The organism is Mesobacillus sp. ABV4_180, assembly GCF_056158485.1.
Genome location: NZ_JBSWTJ010000001.1, coordinates 3826915 through 3850727 on the forward strand (window position 1 = coordinate 3826915; position 23813 = coordinate 3850727).

General features: G+C 44.8%; 22 protein-coding genes. 5 read left to right on the forward strand and 17 right to left on the reverse strand.

Annotated elements, in window-relative coordinates:
- Positions 1–10: 10 nt before the first annotated feature.
- The 11 genes from rlmD to ACXAEA_RS19590 all read right to left on the reverse strand — a co-directional run bounded on the left by rlmD (position 11) and on the right by ACXAEA_RS19590 (position 12023).
- Complete coding sequence (rlmD, locus tag ACXAEA_RS19540; protein ID WP_475097507.1) at positions 11–1429, reverse strand: 23S rRNA (uracil(1939)-C(5))-methyltransferase RlmD; 1419 nt, start codon at positions 1427–1429, stop codon at positions 11–13.
- A 15-nt stretch (positions 1430–1444) separates the two neighbouring features.
- Positions 1445–2305, reverse strand: coding sequence for a DNA-3-methyladenine glycosylase family protein (locus ACXAEA_RS19545; protein ID WP_475097508.1), 861 nt, complete (start codon positions 2303–2305; stop codon positions 1445–1447).
- 113 nt (positions 2306–2418) lie between these two features.
- On the reverse strand, positions 2419–3228 hold the full coding sequence (gene pdaA, locus ACXAEA_RS19550) for a delta-lactam-biosynthetic de-N-acetylase (protein ID WP_475097509.1): 810 nt from the start codon (positions 3226–3228) through the stop codon (positions 2419–2421).
- Positions 3229–3391: 163 nt separating this feature from the next.
- The gene (locus ACXAEA_RS19555; RefSeq protein ID WP_475097510.1) at positions 3392–4945 is read right to left on the reverse strand and encodes a fumarate hydratase; all 1554 of its coding nucleotides are present in this window, start codon (positions 4943–4945) and stop codon (positions 3392–3394) included.
- 176 nt (positions 4946–5121) lie between these two features.
- Positions 5122–5307: an SE1561 family protein gene (locus tag ACXAEA_RS19560; RefSeq protein ID WP_475097511.1), complete on the reverse strand. Its 186-nt coding sequence runs from the start codon at positions 5305–5307 to the stop codon at positions 5122–5124.
- 197 nt (positions 5308–5504) lie between these two features.
- A complete protein-coding gene (gene ggt, locus ACXAEA_RS19565; protein ID WP_475097512.1) occupies positions 5505–7190 on the reverse strand; it encodes a gamma-glutamyltransferase in 1686 nt (561 codons plus the stop codon).
- A gap of 178 nt (positions 7191–7368) precedes the next feature.
- Positions 7369–8151 (reverse strand): YtxH domain-containing protein, encoded by a 783-nt coding sequence (locus ACXAEA_RS19570; RefSeq protein ID WP_475097513.1) that lies wholly within the window; start codon positions 8149–8151, stop codon positions 7369–7371.
- Positions 8152–8316: 165 nt separating this feature from the next.
- Complete coding sequence (locus ACXAEA_RS19575) at positions 8317–9150, reverse strand: YfkD family protein (protein ID WP_475097514.1); 834 nt, start codon at positions 9148–9150, stop codon at positions 8317–8319.
- Positions 9151–9231: 81 nt separating this feature from the next.
- Positions 9232–9849 (reverse strand): YczE/YyaS/YitT family protein, encoded by a 618-nt coding sequence (locus ACXAEA_RS19580; RefSeq protein WP_475097515.1) that lies wholly within the window; start codon positions 9847–9849, stop codon positions 9232–9234.
- A 693-nt stretch (positions 9850–10542) separates the two neighbouring features.
- On the reverse strand, positions 10543–11607 hold the full coding sequence (gene cax / locus ACXAEA_RS19585; RefSeq protein WP_475097516.1) for a calcium/proton exchanger: 1065 nt from the start codon (positions 11605–11607) through the stop codon (positions 10543–10545).
- 29 nt (positions 11608–11636) lie between these two features.
- Positions 11637–12023, reverse strand: a complete 387-nt coding sequence (locus tag ACXAEA_RS19590) for an OsmC family protein (protein ID WP_475097517.1) — start codon at positions 12021–12023, stop codon at positions 11637–11639.
- A gap of 178 nt (positions 12024–12201) precedes the next feature.
- Here ACXAEA_RS19590 and ACXAEA_RS19595 point away from each other — a divergent pair, with 178 nt between their 5' ends.
- The gene (locus ACXAEA_RS19595) at positions 12202–13380 is read left to right on the forward strand and encodes an MFS transporter (protein ID WP_475097518.1); all 1179 of its coding nucleotides are present in this window, start codon (positions 12202–12204) and stop codon (positions 13378–13380) included.
- A gap of 15 nt (positions 13381–13395) precedes the next feature.
- Here the strand turns inward: ACXAEA_RS19595 and ACXAEA_RS19600 are convergent, their stop codons facing one another.
- Positions 13396–14334: a DMT family transporter gene (locus ACXAEA_RS19600; protein ID WP_475097519.1), complete on the reverse strand. Its 939-nt coding sequence runs from the start codon at positions 14332–14334 to the stop codon at positions 13396–13398.
- 201 nt (positions 14335–14535) lie between these two features.
- Here ACXAEA_RS19600 and ACXAEA_RS19605 point away from each other — a divergent pair, with 201 nt between their 5' ends.
- Positions 14536–16455 carry a heavy metal translocating P-type ATPase gene (locus ACXAEA_RS19605; protein WP_475097520.1) on the forward strand — a complete coding sequence of 640 codons (1920 nt, stop codon included), beginning with the start codon at positions 14536–14538 and terminating at the stop codon, positions 16453–16455.
- 618 nt (positions 16456–17073) lie between these two features.
- On the opposite strand, the gene ACXAEA_RS19610 is transcribed toward ACXAEA_RS19605, so the two are convergent.
- Both ACXAEA_RS19610 and ACXAEA_RS19615 read right to left on the reverse strand, forming a co-directional pair.
- Positions 17074–17889: a YihY/virulence factor BrkB family protein gene (locus ACXAEA_RS19610; RefSeq protein ID WP_475097521.1), complete on the reverse strand. Its 816-nt coding sequence runs from the start codon at positions 17887–17889 to the stop codon at positions 17074–17076.
- Positions 17890–17925: 36 nt separating this feature from the next.
- Positions 17926–18285 carry a YtxH domain-containing protein gene (locus tag ACXAEA_RS19615; RefSeq protein ID WP_475097522.1) on the reverse strand — a complete coding sequence of 120 codons (360 nt, stop codon included), beginning with the start codon at positions 18283–18285 and terminating at the stop codon, positions 17926–17928.
- A gap of 313 nt (positions 18286–18598) precedes the next feature.
- Between ACXAEA_RS19615 and ACXAEA_RS19620 the strand changes: the two genes are divergently transcribed.
- The 3 genes from ACXAEA_RS19620 to ACXAEA_RS19630 all read left to right on the forward strand — a co-directional run bounded on the left by ACXAEA_RS19620 (position 18599) and on the right by ACXAEA_RS19630 (position 20709).
- Positions 18599–19954 (forward strand): alanine/glycine:cation symporter family protein, encoded by a 1356-nt coding sequence (locus ACXAEA_RS19620; RefSeq protein ID WP_475097523.1) that lies wholly within the window; start codon positions 18599–18601, stop codon positions 19952–19954.
- A gap of 95 nt (positions 19955–20049) precedes the next feature.
- Positions 20050–20274: a DUF1128 domain-containing protein gene (locus ACXAEA_RS19625; protein WP_475097524.1), complete on the forward strand. Its 225-nt coding sequence runs from the start codon at positions 20050–20052 to the stop codon at positions 20272–20274.
- Between the two features lie 126 nt (positions 20275–20400).
- The gene (locus ACXAEA_RS19630; RefSeq protein ID WP_475097525.1) at positions 20401–20709 is read left to right on the forward strand and encodes a hypothetical protein; all 309 of its coding nucleotides are present in this window, start codon (positions 20401–20403) and stop codon (positions 20707–20709) included.
- A gap of 233 nt (positions 20710–20942) precedes the next feature.
- Here ACXAEA_RS19630 and gnd read toward each other — a convergent pair whose 3' ends face one another.
- From gnd to map, 3 genes are all read right to left on the reverse strand, one after another.
- Complete coding sequence (gnd, locus tag ACXAEA_RS19635) at positions 20943–21842, reverse strand: phosphogluconate dehydrogenase (NAD(+)-dependent, decarboxylating) (protein ID WP_475097526.1); 900 nt, start codon at positions 21840–21842, stop codon at positions 20943–20945.
- 129 nt (positions 21843–21971) lie between these two features.
- Positions 21972–22832 carry a MurR/RpiR family transcriptional regulator gene (locus ACXAEA_RS19640; protein ID WP_475097527.1) on the reverse strand — a complete coding sequence of 287 codons (861 nt, stop codon included), beginning with the start codon at positions 22830–22832 and terminating at the stop codon, positions 21972–21974.
- 126 nt (positions 22833–22958) lie between these two features.
- Positions 22959–23708 (reverse strand): type I methionyl aminopeptidase, encoded by a 750-nt coding sequence (gene map, locus ACXAEA_RS19645; protein ID WP_475097528.1) that lies wholly within the window; start codon positions 23706–23708, stop codon positions 22959–22961.
- Positions 23709–23813: the final 105 nt, after the last annotated feature.

The window sequence follows — 23813 nt, forward strand, 5'->3', positions numbered from 1 at the left end:
CCTCCTCTGTCTACTTTAAAACCAGTCTTGTCACACTTTCAATCTGGCTGGTGTGCGGGAACATGTCCACTGGCTGGATAAAGTCTACTTTATAATGTGATCCCAATGTCTCGATATCTTTTGCAAGTGTTGATGGGTTGCAGGAAACATAGACGAATGTTTTTGGCTTGATCTTCAGCACGGTCTTTAAAAATTCCTGGTCGCAGCCTGTGCGCGGCGGATCGACGACGATTACATCCGGGCGCCACCCTTCCTTCAGCCATTTCGGAAGCAGTTCCTCTGCTTTGCCAACATAAAACTTCGCATGCTTAACGTTATGTTTATCGGCATTTTTCTTCGCATCTTCAATCGATTCCGGGATTACGTCCATCCCGCGGACCTCGCCTGCCTGGTCAGCCATCCACAAGCCGATGGTACCAACGCCACAATAGGCATCAACCAGTTTCTCCTTGCCTGTCAGCTTTGCAGCTGCTTTTGCCTCATTGTAAAGCTTCACTGTCTGTTCAGGATTCAGCTGGAAGAATGTCCTTGCCGATAGCTCGAACTGCAGGTCACCAAGTGTCTCCTGAATAAAATCGCTCCCCTCAAGAGTAGCCGTTTCGTTTCCGAAAATAACCGATGTCCTTTCGCCGTTGACGTTTTGCACAATCGAATTGACCTCAGGCAGACGCTTTTTGATTTCCTGGATGATGATGTCCTTTTTCGGAAGCTCTTTTTTCGTCGTGATCAAGACGATTTGAAGCTCTCCCGTCTTGACACCCGTTCTCGCCACAATTGTTCGGACAAGTCCCTTATGCTTTTTCTCATTGTAGATTGGGATTTTCAAATCCTGCAGTATTCCTTTTACCACTTCAGTTGCCTTCGTTGTAGCAGGATGCTGGACAGCGCATTGTTCAATATTAATAAGGTTATGGGAGTTCAGGCCATAAAGTCCGGCAAGCACCTTCCCTTCCTTTTCCCCAACCTGGAACTGGCTTTTGTTTCGGTAGCCCCAGGGATTGTCCATCCCGATCGTCGGCCTGATTTCGAGCTCGTCGATCTTCAGCTTTGTATGCCGCTCCAATGACTGAATCACGATGTCGCGTTTCTCGTTGAGCTGCTGTCCATAATGCAGATGCTGCAGCTGGCAGCCTCCGCACTGGTCATACACCGGACAAAGCGGTTTGACACGATGCTCGGACCGCTTGCGGATTTTCTTGATTTTCGCCTCAGCGAACTTCGGGTGAACTTTTGTCGCCTCGACGACAACTTCCTCCCCAGGCAGCGCACCGGGCACGAATACGACCTGGCGCTTGAAATAACCGACCCCCTCGCCATTGATTCCAAGGCGCCTGATTGTCAGCGGGAATGTCTGTTTCAGCTGTAACTTAGCTGTTTGCTGTTCTTTTTTTACTTGCTGCACTTTTTTCACTTGCTGTTCTTTTTTCATAAAACTTCACTCCAGTTATTCAATGCTTCTCCATAAATAGAGCGAAGCATAGCTCAAATAAGGATTCCATGGTTCTTTATATTTTTCCATTTCTGCAATCGATGGCTTTTGGTCCAGATTGAAATATTTCTTCAGTGCATTTTGGATGCCGATGTCCCCCATTGGGAACAGATTCGGCCTCCCGAGTGCAAACATGAGAAAGTTTTCAACTGTCCATGGGCCTACACCGCGAATCTTAATCAATTCCTGTGCGACTTCCGCATCAGGCTTGGATTTCATTTTATCAAAATCAAGCTCGCCGGATGCAGTCATTTTTGCAATTCCGATCACATACTCCGACTTCCGCCCGCTGAACTGCATTTCACGCAACTCTTCCACTGTAATTTGCGCGACTCTTTCAGGAGATGGATAAAACCATACTCCATCTATTTCTTCGCCGTATGCCTTTACAAATCTCTCCGTTAAGGTAAAAGCAAACTTTAAATTCACTTGCTGATGGATGATGCTTTTGATTAAACTCGAGAATGGGTCAAACTCGAGCACAAGTGGTGTGCCGAAATGGTCGATGAACAACTCTTTTAACTCTGTCGTTTGGAAATGCTCATGAACATGGAGCAATTCCACATCCCACCGGAAAATTTCCGTCAGACGCTTCAACATTTTTTCTTTTTCCTGATCGCCACGGATAAGGAATTCCGGATTTTCCAATGTGCCTGTCCCGGTCACCTCAGCCACGATTTTTTTATCTTCAATATGAAGCGGCACCTTCACTGACCGCCCTTCAACATTTACAACATTCAATGGATCCAGCGCCATCCTGCTCAATGCTAAATCAAAATCATATGGCCCCGAAATGGCCACCTTTTCTTCCCACATACACAAACCGCCCTTATGTATTTTCCCCGTATTATAGCATTTCTGCAGTATTTTTACGAAAAATTGGGGAATTCAAAGTCCCGGCACTATATAAAGATGCCGGGACTTTGAAATTAATACAACATCGGATCTTTCATGCCACCTTTTCTGAGCATCAAATCATCAATGCTTTTAAAAGTGTAGCCTTGTTCTTTCAAGTCTCTGATCACTTTCCCAAGGGCATCAGCATTGTCTTTTGAAACAGTGTGAAGCAGCAGGACTGCTCCTGGATGGATTTGCGTCATGATTTTATCGTAGGCATATTGTGCGCCTTTTTGCTGATCAGTGTTCCAGTCAACAAATGCAAGCGACCAGAACACATGGGTGTAGCCTGCCTCTTTGGCTATTGCCATTGATCTTTCAGAAAACACTCCACGCGGGGGGCGAAGATAGGCCATATGCTTTTTGCCGGTAATTCTCTCTGTTTCCGCTCTGACCATTTCCAATTCCTTTTTGATTTTCTCATCGCTGATTTTCGTCATATCCGGGTGATGCCAGGAGTGGTTGCCGATGATATGGCCTTCCCGTGCCATCCTGTCGACAAGCTCAGGAGCGCTGTCAAGATAATGGCCGGTCACGAAAAATGCAGCCGGGACTTTTTCTTCTTTTAAAATATCGAGGATTTTCTCGGTATAGCCATTTTCATAGCCATTATCGAATGTCAGATAAATGTCCTTTGAACTCTTGTCACCTTTATAAACTGCGCCATGATCTTCAAGAATGACCTCGAACATCCTTCCGGCATCAGCCTGCCTGCCATTGCGACCCTTCTTGAATCCCCAGTGCAATGGTGAATTTGAATATTCCTCCGAGTCGGCAGCAGCTGGGATTGACATCATCAGCAGCATGCTTAACGCAAGGAAAACTTTAAAAATCGGTTTCATGATGTTCCTCCATTGATGTTTTCCTTTATTGTTTGTCAACAGGCAAAAAAAATTCCCAAAAGCTTATAGGCAGAAAAATCTATTGGCTGACAGAAGGCAAATGCAAAACAGAAGACAAATTAAAGGAGGCCTGCTGTCAAAAGCAAGCCTCCATTCGTAATTTTTACTTATATACACGGTCAGCGAACTGTGCCAATTTTTCAAGCGATGATTTCTCAACATCCTCATGCAGGCTGTTGCCATGTGAGTCCATTGTGACTACCGCTGTGAAGCCTTCGACATTCAAATGCCACATTGCTTCAGGAATCCCGAAGTTCATCAGGTCAACGCCTTCGACAGACTTGATGCAATCCGCATAGTACTGGGCAGCCCCGCCAATTGCATTCAAGTAGACACCGCCATGCTCATTTAAAGCAGCAAGCGTCCTCGCGCCCATGCCGCCTTTACCGATGACTGCACGGATTCCGAACTTCTTCATGATATCGCCCTGATAAGGTTCCTCACGGATACTTGTTGTCGGGCCGGCAGCCTTAACATGCCATTTTCCCTCTTCGTCCTTCAGCATAACCGGACCGCAGTGATAAATGATCTGGCCGTTCAAGTCGACTGGTGAATCATGGTCGGACAGATATTTATGGATCGCGTCGCGTCCGGTGTACATCATACCGTTGATTCGAACGACATCTCCCACCTTAAGCTCGCGGATTTGTTCTTCTGTAATAGGAGCAGTCAATGTTACGACATTCTGTTCAGCAGGTGCTTCAACCGTAGCTGCAATTTCCTGTGCAACAGGCTGTGCGAAGTCAATTTTCTCCCCCTCCTGATACATCCAATCCTGGATTTCTCCCGTTTCAGGATTCACGGCAACGCCAAGTCGGCGGTATGCCCAGCAGTTATAAGCTACGGAAACGTAGAAGCTTGCAGGAATGCGGTTCATGACACCGACTTTGCATCCAAGAAGAGTCGTCTCGCCGCCAAAGCCCATCGTTCCGATTCCAAGCTTATTGGCATTTTCCATTACATATTCTTCGAGGTCACGGAGATCCTCATGCGGATTGACGTCGTCCACAGTACGGAATAACTGCTCCTTCGCCAGGTCATAGCCCGAGGAACGGTCTCCACCGATTCCAACCCCAATGAAGCCGGCACTGCAGCCTTGTCCCTGTGCCTGGTAGACTGAATGCATGATGCACTTGCGGATTCCATCAAGGTCACGGCCAGCGCGTCCCAATCCTTCCAGCTCAGTTGGAAGGCTGTATTGGATATTTTTATTTTCACAGCCGCCGCCTTTTAAAATCAGGCGTGCGTCGATATATTCTTTTTCCCATTGCTCGAATTTAATGACAGGAGTTCCTCCGCCAAGATTGTCTCCGCTGTTTTCCCCAGTCAGCGAATCAACTGAGTTCGGACGCAACTTCCCGTCCTTCGTTGCCTGTGCAATCGCGTTGTAAATTGCATTTTTCATCGCGATCTGGTTTGCGCCAACCGGAGTCTTGATTTTAAAGGTTGGAAGTCCAGTATCCTGGCAAATAGGCGATACATTGTCATCCGCCATCTTGATATTATTTGTAATCGTGGCAAGGCTCATTGCCGAACGGGTCCCGGCGTTCTCACGCTCTGCCGCCGTCTTGATCGCCCTGCGCACATCCTTTGGCAGGTTCGTGGATGTTTCAACAATCAGCTTGTACATGCTCTCCTGAAACTTTTCGATCTTCATCTTTCTGCCCCTCTCTCTGCTCCCATGTTCGTATCTATTTTCTATATGTGAAAATTTTATAATAATTTCTACGGTATCATTATACTCCTATCATCTATCGATTTAAAGATAGAAAGTGGAATCGTTTACAAGGAACGGCTGTAAAATTGAAAAAGAGACCTTGCATAAAGGTCTCCTTACATATCGCGATTCTTGAATTCGCGGCATTTTGCATCCATTTCTTCGACAATCTGGATCATGCGGTCGATATCCTCAAGATCCGCTTCTTCCGGATCGATTGCTTCAAGCAAATCAGCAAACATATCCAGGCGCTGCTTTAGGAACACAACCTGTGTGTTTTTTTCATTAATCGGACTACCCAAACTTCTCGCTCCTTTCACTATCGTTAACATCCTACCTAAAAATGGACAATTCTGCAATATTATTTCTTTTGCCTTTAGTATTCCCCTTCATTAAAAACTATCAACCCGAGTTTTTGCCAAATCTTATTGATGCTTGAAAACAAGTAGGAGAAATAACTGAGGCAGGCTGAATCATGCTCCAGCCTGCCTGCCTCTCATTAATCATCCAGTCCTGTTGCTTTACCTTCGCGGCTTGAATCAGCTGCTCCATGCAATACTCCATTCTCACGGTCGATCTGAATGGCCTGCACATTGCCGAGTGGGAAAGGCGCGTCTGCAAATTCAAAGCCTCTTGCTTCCATTTCCCCTTTCGCCTCCATGCCGATTCCTCCTTCCCAGCCGATGAGAGGACCAGTACTATTGAAGATGCGTGGTTCTTCGATTGCTTCTTTCAAGTCCATGCCAAAGTCAATGACATTCACAATCGTTTGGAAAACGGAGCCCACAATGGTCGGTCCGCCTGGAGAACCCAGGGTCAATACAGGTTCCTCATCCTTAAACACAATTGTTGGCGTCTTGCAGCTCACTGGACGCTTGCCAGGCTGGATTTCATTCAATCCGCCAGGTACGGCATCAAAATCCGTCAGCTCATTGTTCAATACGAATCCATAATCCTTTACCATAATACCTGAACCAAATGGATGCTCAACCGTTGAGGTACAAGCAACAATATTTCCCCATCGATCCATGACAGTAAAGTGAGTTGTCTCACTCTTCTCCCTCTCCGGCTCAATAGGCTGCCTTACGACACTGAATTCCTTGCCATCCGTATAGGCCCACGGGTTGCCAAAATCGATGGAGTCATTTCGGTGTTCGAAGTTCATCAATTTTCTGCGGTCGTCCAGATACTGCTCATTCAACAAACCTTCCAATGGAATATCACTGAATTCAGGGTCACCGGCAAAGGCGATTTTATCAGAAAAAGCAATCCTCATTGCTTCTGTAAATAAGTAATACTTCTCCCAGGACTTTGGATTATATTTGCTAAGGTCAAAGCCTTCAAGCAGCTTCAGGATTTGCAGCATTGTGCTTCCGCCGGCGCTTGGCATATTTGAAGAGGCTATATTGTAACCTCTGTAAGTTCCCCAGACTGGTTCGTCAATAGAAATCCTGTAGCTCTTAAGGTCTGATAGCTCCATTATTCCGCCAAGTTCCTTTAGTGTAGAAACAATGGCTTCCGCTATTTCTCCCTCATAAAAGGATTCGATACCCTCTTTTTGTAGGATGCGGAACGTCTTGGCAAGATGTTCTTTCGCGTAAATGTCTCCCTCGCATAGTGATTTCCCCTCGGGTATAAAGAGCTGGCGGGCATGGTCACCGAGCCTGTATTCAAAGGTCTTAAGCGACTGATCCATCACCCAGTTAACCTCGACTCCTTTTTCGGCAGCCTGGGCCGCAGGTTCGATCAATTCGGCCAGCGGCTTTGTTCCATATTCCTTTCTTGCTTCTTCCATTGCTTTTAAGATTCCTGGCACACCAACAGCTGATGCATGCGTCGACCTCTCACGAAAAGGAATGACATCACCATTTTCATCAAGGAATAATTCCGGATGTGCAGCTGCAGGGGCCCTTGTATGACCATCAAAGATTTTCGTTGTCTTGCTCTCTGCATGGTACACCATGAAAAAACCGCTGCCACCTATGCCTGTCATCATCGGTTCCCCGACGTTCAAGCCAAATTGTATGGCAATCGCTGCATCGATCGCGTTGCCCCCTTCCCGGAGAATCTTCTCTCCCGCGTCTGTAGCAATCGGGTGTGCCGAAGCTGCCATGGCAATTTTCCCTGTAGCCGTTTCTCTATCATAATCACACTTGTTTGAGCGTGGTTTAAATTCCTTATCCATTGACTTTTACCTCCCAAATTAACTGACGATTAGCTTGTACTAAATAGATACCCAATATACCGGCTAGAAAACAGGCAAAATTATGGGAGGGATGTCAATTTTATTTGTGAAAACTAAATTTCAACAGATTTCTCCATAAAAAAACCAGCCCTGGCATCAGGACTGGTTTGGGGTTTCATTAGCGATTGTTGTCGTTGTTCTGTTCTTCAGGAGAAACAGTGAAAGCGTTGGACGTGTTGCCAAGTCCTGTTGTATCAGACGGCTTGCTGTCCATGCCCGTAGCATAAGCGCCAGCAGGATTGCTTGAGCCAGAACCGTAATTTGATGATCCGGATTCAGATGCCGAGTTAACAACAGGATTATCCATTGCAGTCGTTCCTGCTTCCTTTACTTTTGCGCCGACTTCCTTTAAGTCATCAGTCGCTTTTGATACAGTATTCACCGCTTCATTGGACAATGATTTTACATCGCCCATTTTGCTGAAAACATCCTCATTCAGGCGCTGGTAAAGGTTTTGAGCATCGCTGATTGCTTCCTTCAGAATGCTGGAAGCTTCCTTGAAGCTGCTCATCATTTGCTCCTTCACATCTGTAGGGTTGTTTTTAACCTCGCTGAATACATTCATGGATGTGTCTTTGACATTCATGGCTGTATCCTTCACTTTTGAACGAGTGTTGGAATCAAGCATCGCCAAAACACCGCCAATTGTAGCGCCGATTAATAAGCCCTTCATCAGCTTGCCGTTTGAGCTGTCAGTTGTGTAGTTGCTGGAGTAGCCGCCCATTGAAGTGTTGTTCGAATAAGAATCATTTGAATTTGTGCTTGCATATGTTGTTGTACCTGTCGTCGGATCATAAGAAGCATTTTCAGTTGATGAGGTGTATGCGTTATTGTTCATGCTGTATGAGTTTGAGTTGTGGTTCATTGAATTTTGGTCATTTGAAAGAATATTGTTAGACATAATGTTTTCCTCCTTAAAGGTATGTTGATTTATTTGTTATGCCTATCTAATTCCCGGGTTGGACAAGAGTTAAACAGGATATATCTACCTTCTGTCAAGAGGGAAAAATTACCACGATATATAAAAAACCTGATTCGTATTAATAGAATCAGGTTTTCTCGTTTCTTATCTAGGTCTTTCGCTGGAAACAAATCCGAAGCTCACATGGTCCTGCATCGGAATCCATGCGCCAATTCCCTGTGAAACGACATTTTTGACGACGATGAACTTTTTACTTCCTTTTAACATCAGATAAACTTCGCCGTATGTCACCTTGCCCTTTTCATTAATGGCTGGTGCGTAGGCGTATAGATATCCTAAACGCTTTGGCTGAATGTTATAAATATGATCCTTTTTTGTCCCTGCGCCTACAATCGTTTCGAACGCCAGCGGCAGCCCTGTTTTCTGGGCTGCTTTTAGCAGCATCATCTTTTGCACATCTTCAGCATTTTTGATTTTTGCAGTCAAACCGCCCTTTACAACCTTTTGCTGCTCCTGGACGTAATGGATTTGATAGATCGTATTCCCGCCACGATTATCAAAATAGTTCGTATTGATTTTCTGGAATTCCCAGTTAGGAGACGTTTCTGTCGACTCATAGTTCAACGGCCATTCACCAAGATAAACAATCGCGCGATAGCCAATCGCAAATGGTGTGCTGTTGATTGATGTTTCATTCAACATACGGATGAGGTCCGGGTTCTCAATCTTTACTTTTGACGTCTGGATCAAGTTCTTGGTCAGTTCACTCGGCTGCAAGAACGGTAAATCCTCAGTCGGATTTGGATACGTATTATCCTTCGTGATATTCATGACTGAACTGGGAATCGTATACTTTGCCTTTTCCGCCTGTTTAGGCTGCGGAGCTTTTTCCGCTTTACCTTCCTCAGCAAAGACAGGGGCCAGAATAGACATCATGAAAACCAACGTCATAACAAGGATAGCTGCTGCTTTTTTCATGGTGTTGAACTCCTTTCACTACATGAAACTTATAAGTTTGCTTATAGTGTTTTCGGAGTCGCAGCACTTTATCCAAAGTTTTTATCGATCTGACATAACCAGCTTGTTTAAAAGCTTTTCACAGTAAGGATAGAAAAATTGAATCAGCGGTCCAATTGAGAATGTGACGATCAATGTCCCGATGCCGATTGGTCCTTTGAAGATGAAAGCCGCTGACAGGGCGATCACTTCACCTAATGTTTTCGCGACCATCAGGTTAAGTCCAAACCTTTCCCGTAAAGCCATCATGAAATTGTCAATCGGAATAAGCGGGAATTTTGGCTGCAGGTAAATCGCAAGCCCGAGGCTCAAAGCAACCATCCCAAGTAAAAATACTGCAAATTGCTTCACATAGCCTGTAACCACCAGCTCATCGAATACTCGCAAAATCCAGAAGTCAATCAACACACCAGTTATGAGAAGAGTAATGATTGCTGCAACATCCGGGCGTCTTTTTACCAAAGCCGCATTGACGAAGATCAGGATGATTCCGACCAAAACAACCCAACTTCCAGGTGTCAGGCCAACCGTTTGTGATAGGCCAACGTTGAGAGCATCCCAGGCACCCGTCCCCAAACCAGCTTTAATGGTCATCGATACCCCGAAAGATAGAATCGTTAACCCAATGATGAAAAATAAAGTGCGATACACAAATGCCATTCTGTAAATTCTCCTTCTTTAATAACCATGCTATGGACAGGTTTGATAACTTTACTTTTTCGAAATGCACAATTTATTGGGCATTTTCGTGACTCTTCCATCTCGAAATGTCCATTAAAGTCCTCTTATTGAACATTTTCATGACTTCCCCCACCTCAAAATGTTCATTAAACACCTTTTATTGGACATTTTCGCGACTCTTCCACCTCAAAATGTCCATTTAAGACCTCTTTTTGGACATTTTCGTGACTCTTCCACCTCAAAATGTTCATTAAATACCTTTTATTGGACATTTTCGTGACTCTTCCACCTCAAAATGTTCATTAAACACCTTTTATTGGACATTTTCGCGACTCTTCCACTTCGAAATGTCCATTAAACACCTCTTTTTGGACATTTTCGCGCCTCTTCCACCTCAAAATGTCCATTAAACACCTCTTATTGGACATTTTCGTGACTCTCCCACCTCAAAATGGCCATTAAACACCTCTTATTGGACATTTTCGTGACTCTCCCACCTCGAAATGTCCATTAAACACCTCTTTTTGGACATTTTCGTGACTTTCTCACCTCGAAATGTCCATTAAAGACCTACTCACCAGGTTTTTCCACCAACTTTATCTATATAGAACATGCTTTACAGCGAAAAAAGAACCCTGTCCTCTCGGAACAGAGTTCATTGTTTCTATTATATTAAAGCAGGTAAAATCCAATTCCCATTATAACATACGCGCCTAAAAGTGTAAGTCCCTCAAACCAGTTTGTTTCTCCGTCGTTTGCAATGCTGATGGCCAGGAACACGGCAACTGCCATTGAAATCATCTCCGGGAGGGAGAACACGAGCGGCATTTTTGTTTCAAACAACAGGGAGATCAAGACAAGCACTGGTGCTACGAACATGGCAACCTGCAGGGTTGAGCCGACAGCGATTTCGACTGCGATGTCCATTTTGTTTTTGTAAGCCATGATGATGGCTGATGCGTGTTCTGCAGCATTACCAACGATGGCTACGATGATAACCCCGATAAACAATTCGGACCATCCGAATGATTCGCCGACAGCCTCGAAAGTATGGACGAGGTTCTCAGCAACATAGGCTACCGCAATCGTCGCTGCCAATAGGATCAACAGCGCCTTGCCTTTGCCCCATTCCGGTTCTTCCTCATGATGCTCAGCGCCGCCCCCTTCAACATTATGCTGGTAAACCCCACGGTGTGTGACGAGCTTGAAGAATAATGCAGCCAGATATAAGGAAATCAGAATAACTGAAATGCCTACACTGAGGCTTAGCGTCTTTGTTTCATTCATATCCATCGCAAAAACTTCCGGGATTACGAAGGCTACAATTACCGCAAATATCAACAGCGCTGAATTGTGCCGGGCATCATACACATTGAAATGTTGGCGCTTGTATTTTAATCCGCCAACGAAAAAAGATAATCCGGCGACCAAGAGCAGGTTACCTAGCACTGAACCTGTCAGTGAGGCAAGAACGACTCCAATCAAACCAGCTTTTAGTGCAAAAATTGAAATGATCAGTTCAACCGCATTACCAAACGTAGCATTGAGCAGTCCGCCAATCCTCGGTCCAGTCACGATTGCGAGGCTTTCAGTTGCCCTGCCCATATAGCTTGCAAGCGCAATGATCGTCAAGCAGTAGATGATAAATAATGAAATGCTAGGCCAATGCATCAACGTTCCAATGACCGATAACGGAACACCGGCAAAGGTTAATATCATAAAAATCTTATTTGCCATAATTCAATCCTCACTATTCTTTTTTATTGTTATTTGACGACTTCAAAGGTTTCTTCAACCTCGATGCTGCCAATCACTGATTGCACCATGGAGCAATTTTTTCTCGTCAGCACCATCGCCTTCTCGATTTTCTTTTCATCCAAATTGTTTCCCTCAATACGGAAATGCACGATAATTTTGCTTACCCTGTTCGCTTCCTCTTCAACCCGCTCTGCATCGGCTGTAATATGTATATCCTTTATTTCCATTCTCATCTTTTCCAAAACCTTGCGAAGTACTCCCCCGCTGCAAACCGCAACTGAAGATACGAGCAGCTGGTAAGGCCTGAAACCATACTCCTCATCACCTGCGATATCCAACCTTCCAAATCCAGCCTCCGTATAAAAGCCAACGTCTGGTTTCATTTTAAATTCCATTTAATCCACCCCTTATTCATACTGCTCTCCGGAAAAAACCAATTAGAAAATTTTTCCGCATTTCGCTATAAAGAGATTACACTATTTTTTCCCTTATATAAACTAAAAAAACATTGCACAAAAAATTTTCTATCGTTAACATCAGAAGAGTACTAAATTGGTCAGGGAGAATTATTTTATGAATATAAGCATTAAACTTCGTTTCTGGATTTTGGTCAGCATAGTCGCCATCTCTGGTTTTTCACAGGGGATGCTGCTGCCGTTGATCGCCATTATCTTTGAACAGGATGGCGTATCATCGTCGATGAATGGTTTCCATGCCACTGGATTGTATATTGGGATACTGCTTGCATCGCCGCTGATGGAAGCACCGCTCCGCCGGTTCGGCTACAAACCCATCATTCTCATCGGCGGATTCGCCGTTGCAATATCTCTTGCCCTGTTTCCTTTATGGAAGTCCTTCTGGTTCTGGTTTATTTTAAGGCTGGCAATCGGAATCGGCGACCATATGCTGCATTTTGCGACTCAGACTTGGATTACGTCTTTTTCGCCAAAAGAAAGGATCGGCCGGAACATTTCAATCTATGGATTGTTTTTCGGCCTTGGCTTTGCAGCGGGGCCTTTAATGATTGGTCTTGTAAAAATAAATACCTCACTTCCATTTATTGTTTCATCTGTAATAAGCCTTGCTGCCTGGCTCACTGTCTGGCTCCTGAAAAATGAGCGCCCTGAGCATGACCTGGACAGCACCTCATTTTTCGGTACGATGAAACGGTTTGGAAAAGTCTTTAAATATGCATGGGTGGCATTCTTGCCGCCATTCGGCTATGGATTTTTGGAGGCAAGTCTTAACGGGAATTTCCCGGTGTATGCAATGAGATCGGGAATTGGCGTCGATGCAGTAGCGTTGTTGCTTCCAGCGTTTGCGGTCGGTGGAATCCTCTCACAAGTGCCGCTTGGCATCATGAGTGACAAACTCGGCAGAAGAAATGTCCTTATTACAATCACGTTATCCGGCTTTATTTGCTTTACAGCCGCAGGATTGCTCGAAAACTCAACTACTGGCCTGTTAATCTGCTTCTTCTTAGCAGGTACGCTTGTCGGATCTACTTTTTCTCTCGGAATCAGCTATATGGCTGACCTGCTGCCAAAGCAGCTTCTGCCGGCAGGAAACCTGATGTGCGGCATCTTTTTCAGCTTCGGGAGCATCAGTGGACCGTTCATTGGCGGGCTGGCCATCGAATGGTTGACTGGAATCAGCTTTTTCTATGTCATCAGTTCAATGCTGCTGTTGATTTTCATCGCCATTGTAGCCGTCCGGCCTGGAGGCTCCTCCCAGCATGCGGAATCCTTATAATGTAAAACAGCCTCCCTATTTTGCAGGGAGGCTGTTTTTTGCTCGTACGGGCCGGTTCACCAAAACAATGCCGGCTACCACTAATATTAATCCAGCTATGACAAAGTAATGGAGCGCTTCATCAAGCAGAACGGAGGATAGGATCACACCAAAAACCGGAACCAGGAAAAGGTAGAGCGACACCTTGCCGACCTGGTTGTACTTCATGACATTATTCCATAAGATGAAGCCTGCAGCAGACAGGAACGCAAGATATACGAGCATCAACCCGGATTTCAAATCAAAGTCAAACGGCACGATCCCCACAGAAAAAGCGCCAATCGCAATCAATCCGAGCGAACCCAAAACCATCTGATAGGCTGTTAGATAAATGACCTCCATCTTTGCGCTGCCTTGTTTGGCAAGGATATTGCCGTAGGCACCGGCAAGCATCGCCAGCATCAGAAGGATTTCTCCGATTCCAAAATGAATTTCATAATCTCCATTCGGCCAATTCGCAAAAATAACACCGGTAAAACCAATCATCAATCCAGCGATCTTCAATCGGTTCATCCTGTCATCAGGATACAGGAAATGCGCAAGCAGGATTTGAAAAAACGAAGTCGTTCCCGCAATAATTGAACCCTGGATTCCTGTCGAATAACTCAACCCGATGTAAAACAGGACATATTGCATGAATGTCTGAAAAAAACCAATTTTCAGCAGGGACTTGGTTGTATCGGGCTTGAACTTCATATTCCTTTTCATGAGCAGGAACATAACGAGAATCAGGATTCCGGCCAGCAGGAAGCGGTAACCGGCAAACAGCATCTGTTCCCCCATCTCCTCCGGCTTGATATCAAGGCTTTTATAGCTTAATTTTATAAACGGAAACGCACTTCCCCACAACAGGGTCGCACCAACGGCCGAGGCAGCGATTCCTAGCGGATGGGTAAAAAAGTCTTTAGCTGTCATTAAATTGTCTCCTTAGGCAATAGCATAATTCTTTTAAAAAGCATATATTGTATGGTAACATAATAGTGAAAACAATATGTATCTTTTGTCTTGGCATATCGCTGTCACCATCCTGGTGGCAGCTTTCGTGTTTTTTAAGGGTATTGATTGTGATTATTAATATCAGTTAGAGAGAAGTTTTTATAAAAGGAGGAGAAATAGATGGCTCAGGGAGCAGACGCTTTAATGAAACAAAAATCAGTTCCTGAAGTAAGTTTTTTGGAAAAAATAAAACCACATGCTGAATTGATCGCCGCAATCCTAAGCGGCATCCTGATTGCAGCCGGATGGATCCTCAGCAAAGCAGATTCACAGACGGCATCTGTTGCTGCTTTTATCCTTGCCTATGTAATCGGCGGTTTCGCCAAGGCTAAGGAAGGCATTGAAGCAACAATCGAGGATAAAGAACTGAATGTGGAAATGCTGATGATTTTTGCCGCCATCGGCTCTGCCATCATCGGATACTGGACAGAAGGCGCGATTTTGATTTTTATTTTTGCCATGAGCGGTGCGCTTGAAACGTATACGATGAACAAAAGCCATAAAGAGATTTCCTCATTGATGGAATTGCAGCCTGAAGAAGCATTAAGAATTACTGATGGAATCGAAGAGAGAGTCCATGTTTCAGAGCTGGAGATTGGCGATTTGATTTTGGTCAAACCTGGCGAAAGGATCCCTTCTGACGGCAGAATTTCCAAAGGGCAGACGACGGTTGACCAGGCAGCCATTACTGGGGAATCGATTCCTGTGTCAAAGGATGCCGGCGACGATGTTTTTGCCGGAACTGTCAACCTTACAGGATCGCTAACAGTTGAAATTACAAAACCAAACAATGAAACACTTTTTCAAAAAATCATCCAGCTCGTCCAAAACGCCCAGAGTGAAAAATCACCTTCACAGCTATTCATTGAGAAGTTTGAAGGAACATATGTAAAAGTTGTCCTGGCCGTGGTTGTGCTGATGATGGTTGTTCCGCACTTCCATTTAGGGTGGAGCTGGACTGAAACCTTTTACCGGGCAATGATCCTGCTGGTTGTCGCATCCCCCTGTGCCCTTGTTGCATCCATCATGCCGGCTACCTTATCGGCTATATCGAATGGTGCCAAACATGGGATTTTATTTAAGGGCGGAGTCCATTTGGAAAATCTTAGCCATCTTAAAGCGATCGCGTTTGATAAAACCGGCACTCTGACCAAGGGTAAACCTGAAGTGACAGATATGATAATCGCTGACGGACTGGATCGCGATGAAGTCCTCCTAAAGGCGGCGTCGATTGAAAGCCACTCCAATCACCCGCTTGCCAACGCGATTGTAAAATATGCAAAGAAAACTCTCGGCAAGGATCTGCTGCATCCAGAAAGCATCGAGGATGTCTCCGGCTGGGGAGTTAAGGCTCACTATGAAAATGAAGACTGGAAAATTGGAAAAGCGGATTTCGTCGGCAGGCAAGCTGCAGAAGCATTCGCTGGCGGTGCTGCATTGAAACTAGCTGCTGAAGGCAAGACAATTGTCTTCATCGAACGGAATGGCCAGTTAGCCGGTTTAATATCATTGAAGGATGTGGTCCGTGAAGAAACGAAGCAGGCAATCGACTTGCTGAAATCTGAAGGAATCCATACCATCATGCTAACTGGCGACAGCAGGAACACGGCAAAAGCAATCGCAGCTGAAAGCCATGTTGATGGACATATTGCTGAATGCCTTCCAGAGACAAAAGTCGATGAATTGAAGAAACTAAAAGTTCAATATGGCCAAGTCGGCATGGTCGGTGACGGTATCAACGACGCGCCTGCACTGGCAACAGCGAATGTCGGCATCGCAATGGGTGAAGGATCCGACGTCGCCCTTGAGACAGCAGACGTAGTCCTGATGAAAAACGATCTCCCGAAGATTGCCGAAGCCATTAATCTTTCACGGCGTATGAACCGCATCGTCAAGCAGAACATTGTATTCTCGATTTTGGTCATCATGGTGCTTATTGCCTCGAACTTCCTGCAGCTCCTCGACCTGCCATACGGCGTCATCGGACACGAAGGAAGCACGATATTGGTCATTTTGAATAGCTTGAGATTATTGAAGTAAATTTCACCTCCCGCTGGATTCCGATTCCGGCGGGAGGATTTGTTTTGTATGGACGCGCCAGCTTACGGTTGATGACGGACTCTTTCCCTATCGTTTCACTGATTTCTGTCCGTTATCACCTTCATGACGGACATTTTTCTTTTCCTTTCACCCATATCTGTCCGTCATCACCTTCATGACGGACATTTTTCCTTTTGTTTCACCGAATTATGTCCGTCATCGCCTTCATGACGGACACTTTCCCTTTCGTTTCACCGATTTTTGTCCGTCATCGCCTTCATGACGGACATTTTCCCTCTCGTCTCATCAATATTTGTCCGTCATCACCTATATGCATTCATCTAGAGTTTTCCCCAACATAAAAGCGCCCTCCGATATGAGGGCGCCTGGTGTTAGTGATAGCCGTTTGATCCGTTTGCTGAGCCGGATGTTTTTTGCTTAGGGTTGCTTTTATTGCCTTTTTGTTTTGTGCCGCCGTCTTTTTTCGTCTGCTTTGTCATTCGCGAATCCCCCTTGATAAAAGTGAGGTACATGCCTCCATCTTATCTTCCGCAAAATCCTGTTCAACTATCGAGGAAATTTCAGGATAGGGGATTAATTCTTGCCAGCTTTCATACTTTAGCATCCAGCCTTCTTTTCGCTAAAATAAGCGTTGATTTCCCCGCCAATGATAATGATATACGCGGACAGATAAAGCCAGATCATCAGCACGATGATCGCCCCGATGCTTCCATACGTAGCTGTGTAGGATGCAAAGTTGCTGACATAGTAGGAGAAACCGAGAGATACAAGCACCCAGCCTCCTGTTGCGAATATCGAACCTGGAATACCGCTGATGCAAGTCAGTTTTTTATTCGGAGCAATCCAGTACAATCCCAGGAATACGATGAATAAAATCAGGATGCTGATCAGCCAGCGCAACATATTCCATACGGTAATGAATTCTTCCCTCAGACCAAAATTGGCGAACAGCCAGATCCCTATTTCTTTTCCGAATACAGGAAGAATCAAAGCGACCAGAAAAACAAAAATCATCCCAAACGTCAAAAGGATTGCCATTAATCTGTTGACTATAAAAGAGCGAGTCTCTTCAACCCGGTATGCTCTGTTAAAGGCCCTGACAATCGCGTTGATTCCATTCGACGCCGACCAAATTGTCGCAATCAAGCCAAAGGACAGCAATTTTCCGTCCTTCTTCATAATATCCTCCATGCTGTTTTTGATTAGATCCATCGACTCACCGGGAGCATAGTCATCAAAAAAACCGAGGATATCGACTTCGGTAATTGGAAGATATGGAACAAGCGTGACCAGGAAGATCAGGAGCGGAAATAAGGAAAGCAAAAAGAAGTACGCAAGCTGGGCTGCAAGTGCCGGAACATCGTCCTCCTCTATCCTGTGCCACATTTGCCTGAAAAATGATAAATCAATCATCGCTCCACCTCATTTATGCTTTCCTGGCTTGTTCAATTATTGTTCATCTATATGCTTTGCCGGCTGGCCGGATGCTGCAATTTTTCTTAGTGTCTCTTTTGTTCCCTTGACCAATTCGGTAACCTGTGGGGGCACATCCTTTATTTCTTCGACTTTTTCCGTGATAAAAGCAACGTCCTCTGTTACTTGTTCCACTGTAGTCCGAACTTTATACGCGGCATCCTTTAGATCCTCAATGAATTCATTTGGATTTTTCACAACATATGCCACTCCGCTGGATACTTTGTTAAAATCCTCTTTGACCGACTGGCGTGTTGTTTTATCCAAAAGACTGACTGCTCCCCCCGCCAATGCTCCAAAAATCATGCCCATCCAAAACTTTTTTGAACTGCCCATTGCTTCTCCTCCTAAATTCAAACCATATCAGTTTACAGGTATCTTTTCTTCTCTGCCTGTTTCCTACCTAACATTTTCCACGATTGCCATCACTTCATGCAAGTTTGAAACAATTTTTACTGATGTCAGTTTTTTTCAGAACAGAATTTTGAAAAAAGAATAATATTTTTTCGCAGCCAAAAACGCTTTATCCTAACGGCTCAACGTCATTTTCTATGATTTACCTTAAGGTTTTCGCTTGACTAATCACCAATTATCAGAATATTCTTGTTAGAGAACATTTTTGGGCAATAATATTTCAAGGGGGAACATCATGACTTTTGTAGATTGGATTGGGAAAATCAGCGGCTGGGTGTGGGGACCTCCTTTGCTTGTCCTGCTTGTCGGAACAGGAATCTATTTAACAGTGAGAATCGGCTTCCTGCAAATGAGGCTGCTTCCTTATTCACTTAAGCTTGCTTTTACAAAAAAACAGGACAAACATTCAGAAGGAGATATATCTCATTTCCAGGCTCTGATGACAGCACTTGCGGCTACTGTGGGAACAGGAAATATAGCTGGTGTTGCTACTGCCGTTTTCACGGGCGGCCCTGGAGCCGTGTTCTGGATGTGGGTCACCGCTTTCTTCGGGATGGCCACAAAATATGCCGAAGCTGTTTTAGCAGTAAAATACCGTGTTGAAGACAAGGACGGAGAAATGTCCGGGGGCCCGATGTATTATCTCGAGCGAGGCCTTGGGCAAAAGTGGCTTGGAGTCCTTTTTGCCTTATTTGGGGCGGTTGCCGCTTTTGGAATTGGTAACCTTGTTCAATCCAATTCGGTTGCCAGTGTGGTTCATTCCACCTTCTCGGTTCCGGCCTGGATTACCGGAGTTGTGCTGACAATTTTTACGGCTTTTGCCCTGATTGGCGGCATAAAGAGCATCGGAAAAGTAACGGCCTTATTCGTGCCGGTCATGGCATTTTTCTATCTTGCAGCTGGCCTTGCGGTCATGATTATGAATTTCGACCTTGTCCCATCAGCCTTAGCATTGATTTTTACTGATGCTTTCACCGGAGAAGCGGTTGCCGGCGGCGCACTTGGAACTGTTATCCGAATGGGTGTTGCCCGCGGAGTATTCTCCAATGAAGCCGGCCTTGGTTCTGCTCCGATCGCTGCGGCTGCGGCCAAGACGGATCTTCCAGGACGGCAGGCACTTGTGTCAATGACCCAGGTATTCATCGATACACTCATCATCTGTTCAATCACAGGAATCACGATTGTCATGGGAGGCTTGTATACAGGAGATGTAACTGCAGCAGAACTGACTTCTGCAACCTTTGCCAAATTCCTTGGCAATTCCGGTTCCATCATCGTTGCTGTTGGACTGCTGTTCTTCGCCTCATCGACGATCATTGGCTGGTCCTATTACGGAGAGAAATGCTTCTCCTATCTTTTCAGCAAGAAAGTCGTGATTTATTACCGGATCGCTTATGTCATTGCCGTATTCATCGGGGCGATTTCCCAGCTGGAGATTGTATGGGGCATTTCTGATGTCATGAACGGATTGATGGCATTCCCTAACCTGATCGGCCTGCTTGGCTTATCCGGTGTGGTTGTGGTTGAAACAAGAAAGATCCTGAATGCAATCAAGGAAGAGAAAATCGAGGCGAAAAGATTAAGTGCGTAAGATACCTCCGGCGTCTGTCAGGCGCCGGATTTCTAATTGACTTTTTTTTGTGAACGTGGAAAGATGTTGGTACAACCATTGAGAGGATGAACGGATTGGACTTAACTAAAAACAGCCCCGAAAATGTTGAATTCATGATTGAAAAAATCAAAGAGAAATTGAATGTCATGAACTTTGGCGCCATTAAATCGACTCATTTTGACGGCGAAATGTATGAAGAGCTGAAGGAAATCTATGAAATGATCATGCGAAAAAACAACTTCAGCCCAAATGAAATGCAGGCAATTGCTGAAGAACTTGGCAACTTGCGCAAACAATAATTGGCTGCAGGCACTGGACAAGTGCCTGTTTTTTTTGTGCTGAGAAAAATGTCAAAACTTTTTAGTTTCCACTGTGCATATATTGTTATACGATAGTGTTACTACTTTTTAAGGGAGTGAGGGACCGTGAGAAAGCTGACATTTTCTGTGCTTAGCCTGTTACTCCTGATTTCAATCAGCCACGGAACTCTTCCTTCGGAGAAAACTAAGGACATCAAGACGAAAGCTTTCATTTCTATGGATCAAGTGCACGAAGATCTCCCCGGTCCCGGTAAAGAAGATAAAAAACTTCATTTTATCATGCCCGTGCTTATCCTTCTTGTTTTATCCAGATTTTTTCTTATTAAAGAGTACAAGAATAACTGGGTCACTGCATTAATTGCCTTTCTTACAGCAGTCTTTTTCCAGTCGAATTATGTGATCAAACCTCTTTGATTTAAAGCAATAAAAATCAAGGAGGAGTGTATATGTGGTTTCGATTCCTGATGATTGGATTCTTTTCCCTGACAGCTGTAAGCTTTATTTTTTATCAGGGTGTGGAATTTTACAACGCGTTCATGGATTTCTTTAAGCAAAATAAATAAGAAAACGAAACGGTCCTCAAGCTATGAGAACCGTTTTTTGTTCTAAAAAAAGCTCTCCTCATGTTGAGGAGAGCCTGAACCTTACTATTCTTTTCTTTCAACAGCATGGCCGCCGAATTCGTTTCTTAACGCAGCTACGACTTTTCCTGTAAAAGTATCGTCCTCAAGTGAACGATAGCGCATCATCAATGACAGCGCGATGACTGGTGCTGCTGTCTGCAAGTCAAGTGCGGTTTCTACTGTCCATTTTCCTTCGCCTGATGAATGCATTACACCTTTGATGCTTTCAAGCTTTGGCTCTTTGGAGAATGCATTTTCCATCAGTTCCATCAGCCAGCTGCGGATGACAGAGCCGTGGTTCCAGACGCGTGATACTTCTTTGTAATCGTAATCGAACGGGCTCTTCTCAAGGATTTCAAAGCCCTCAGCAATTGCCTGCATCATTCCGTATTCGATTCCATTGTGGACCATCTTCAGGAAGTGGCCGCTTCCAACTTTTCCTGTGTACAGGTAGCCATTTTCGATAGAGATGTCTTTGAAAATTGGTTCAACATGCGCGAACATTTCAGCATCGCCGCCGATCATTGTGCAAGCACCGTTGCGAGCGCCTTCCATTCCGCCGCTTGTTCCAACGTCCATGAAGTGGATGCCTGCAGCGGAAAGTTTTTCAGCACGTCTAAGCGTATCCTTATAGTTGGAGTTGCCGCCATCGATCAAGAGGTCGCCTTCTTCCAGGTATGGCGTGAACTTCTCGATCACCTGGTCGATCAATTCGCCGGCAGGAATCATCAGCCAGATTACGCGAGGTTTCGGCAGCATGTCCACCATCGTTTTGTAATCAGCAGCGATCTCAGCACCTTCTGCTTTAATTTTTTCCATTGCTTCTGTATTGATATCATTAGCCACCACTTCATGGCCATTTTCCATTAAATTCAGTACTAAATTATAGCCCATTTTACCAAGGCCAACCATTCCTAGTTTCACTTTGATGCACTCCTTTTTCGTCATGGCTTTGCCGGTTCGTTCTCATTTCCCGCAGAGCCTTCATTTTAATTTGATAGTATCAAATAATTTTTCATTTGTATATGTAAAACAAGAAAATAATTTTCACACCTAATATCTTTTTATCGAAATTGCTTCCCTGATTTTTTGCAAATTCTCTAAAGTCTGTTCCTGCCTCCGCACTGATACCGCAACATGCAGCACATCAATCAGGCTCAGCTGCACCAGTCTTGAAGCAAGTGCCTCCGAACGGAAAAGGGTTTCTCGTGAAGTCGTATATAATACGTAGTCCGCTTCCCTTGATAGAGGGGATTTATAATGGCTTGTGATCGCGATTGTCGCTGCCCCGTTAGCTTTTGCAATCCGAAGCGCTTCTATGACATCTTTATTGCTGCCGCTGTGTGAAATCCCGATTGCTGCCTGTCCGGGACCGAGCAGCGCAGCTGAAATGATTTGCTGGTGGCCGTCGCTATGAGCATTGCTGTTGATGCCTGTCCGCAAAAATTTATGATAGGCGTCGAGCGCGATTGCCGATGAGCCCCCAGATCCGTAAAAATCAATCCTGGTCGCCTTGCTGAGGACATCCACTATGTCTCCAAGCACTTTTTTATCCAGGAGGTTGAGTGTACCCTTCATCGCTTCGATATGTCCTGAGAATACTTTTTCCGCCAGTGTGAATACTTCATCTTCTTCCCGGATTTCTTCATGGATATTCTTGATCGGTTCTACCACTTCGCTCGCAAGCGCAATTTTGAATGCTTGATAGCCGCGGAATCCGAGTCGTTTGCAGAAACGGAAAATCGTCGCTTCTGCGACAGAACTTTGTTCCGAAAACTCGGTGATGGAAAGATGAATGATTTCCTGTGGATTATTCAGAATGTAGTCCGCCACTGACTTCTCTTTCAATGACAGTGAGGAGTAGATTGCTTTTATTTTTACGATCACGTTTTGTCCATTCAGTTCGCCCGCCATTTTGCTGCCCCCTTCTTTTGACTCGTTTATTTTATCAAAAGTTTTCATGATTATTTTCCTATGATGAAAATTATTTTCACATACCGTAAAAAAATCGAGCCAAACTGAGTTCAGCCCGATAAATTTTTAATTCTGTTCCGTTAAAATAACAGGACCATCCTTTGTGATCGCAATCGTGTGCTCATACTGGGCAGACAACTTTCCGTCCACGGTCCTTGCTGTCCAGCCATTTTGATCCATCTTCGTTTTCCATTCGCCGACATTGACCATCGGTTCGATCGTGAAGACCATGCCTTCCTTGATCCTTGGCCCTCTTCCTGGCAGGCCATAATGAGGTACATCCGGTTTCTCATGAATCACCGAGCCAATACCATGACCGATGAATTCACGTACAACCGAAAATCCTTCAGCTTCAACATAAGACTGGATTGCATGACCGATGTCACCGATCCGGTTGCCCGGTACAGAAGCAGCAATCCCGCGGTATAATGCCTCTTTTGTCACATTGAGCAGCTTTTGAGTCTCGCCGTTGACCTTGCCAACAGCATAGCTCCATGCTGAATCTGCAAGTGCACCGTTAAGGTTTACGACCATATCTATTGTGACAATATCTCCTTCATTAAGTGTTTCTTTCCGCGGAAAGCCATGGCAAACCTCATCATTGATGCTTGCGCACGTCGCATACTGATATTTTCGGTAGCCTTTTTGTTCAGGAGTTGCGCCATACTTTTTCAAATACGCCTCGACAAACTGGTCAATTTCCCAGGTCGTCACCCCTGGCTTGATCATCTTGCGGAGCTCTCTATGGACAGAAGCAAGCAATTTTCCGGCTTCCTTCATATTTTCAATTTCCCGTGCCGATTTTAAAACGATCATTCCTTCATCTCCCCGGTTCAAACATCTTCTTCTATATTATCTTATACAATGTTTTTAGCAAAATGAACAGGAATGCATGAAAGTGTAGGAGTAAAATCTGTTCCC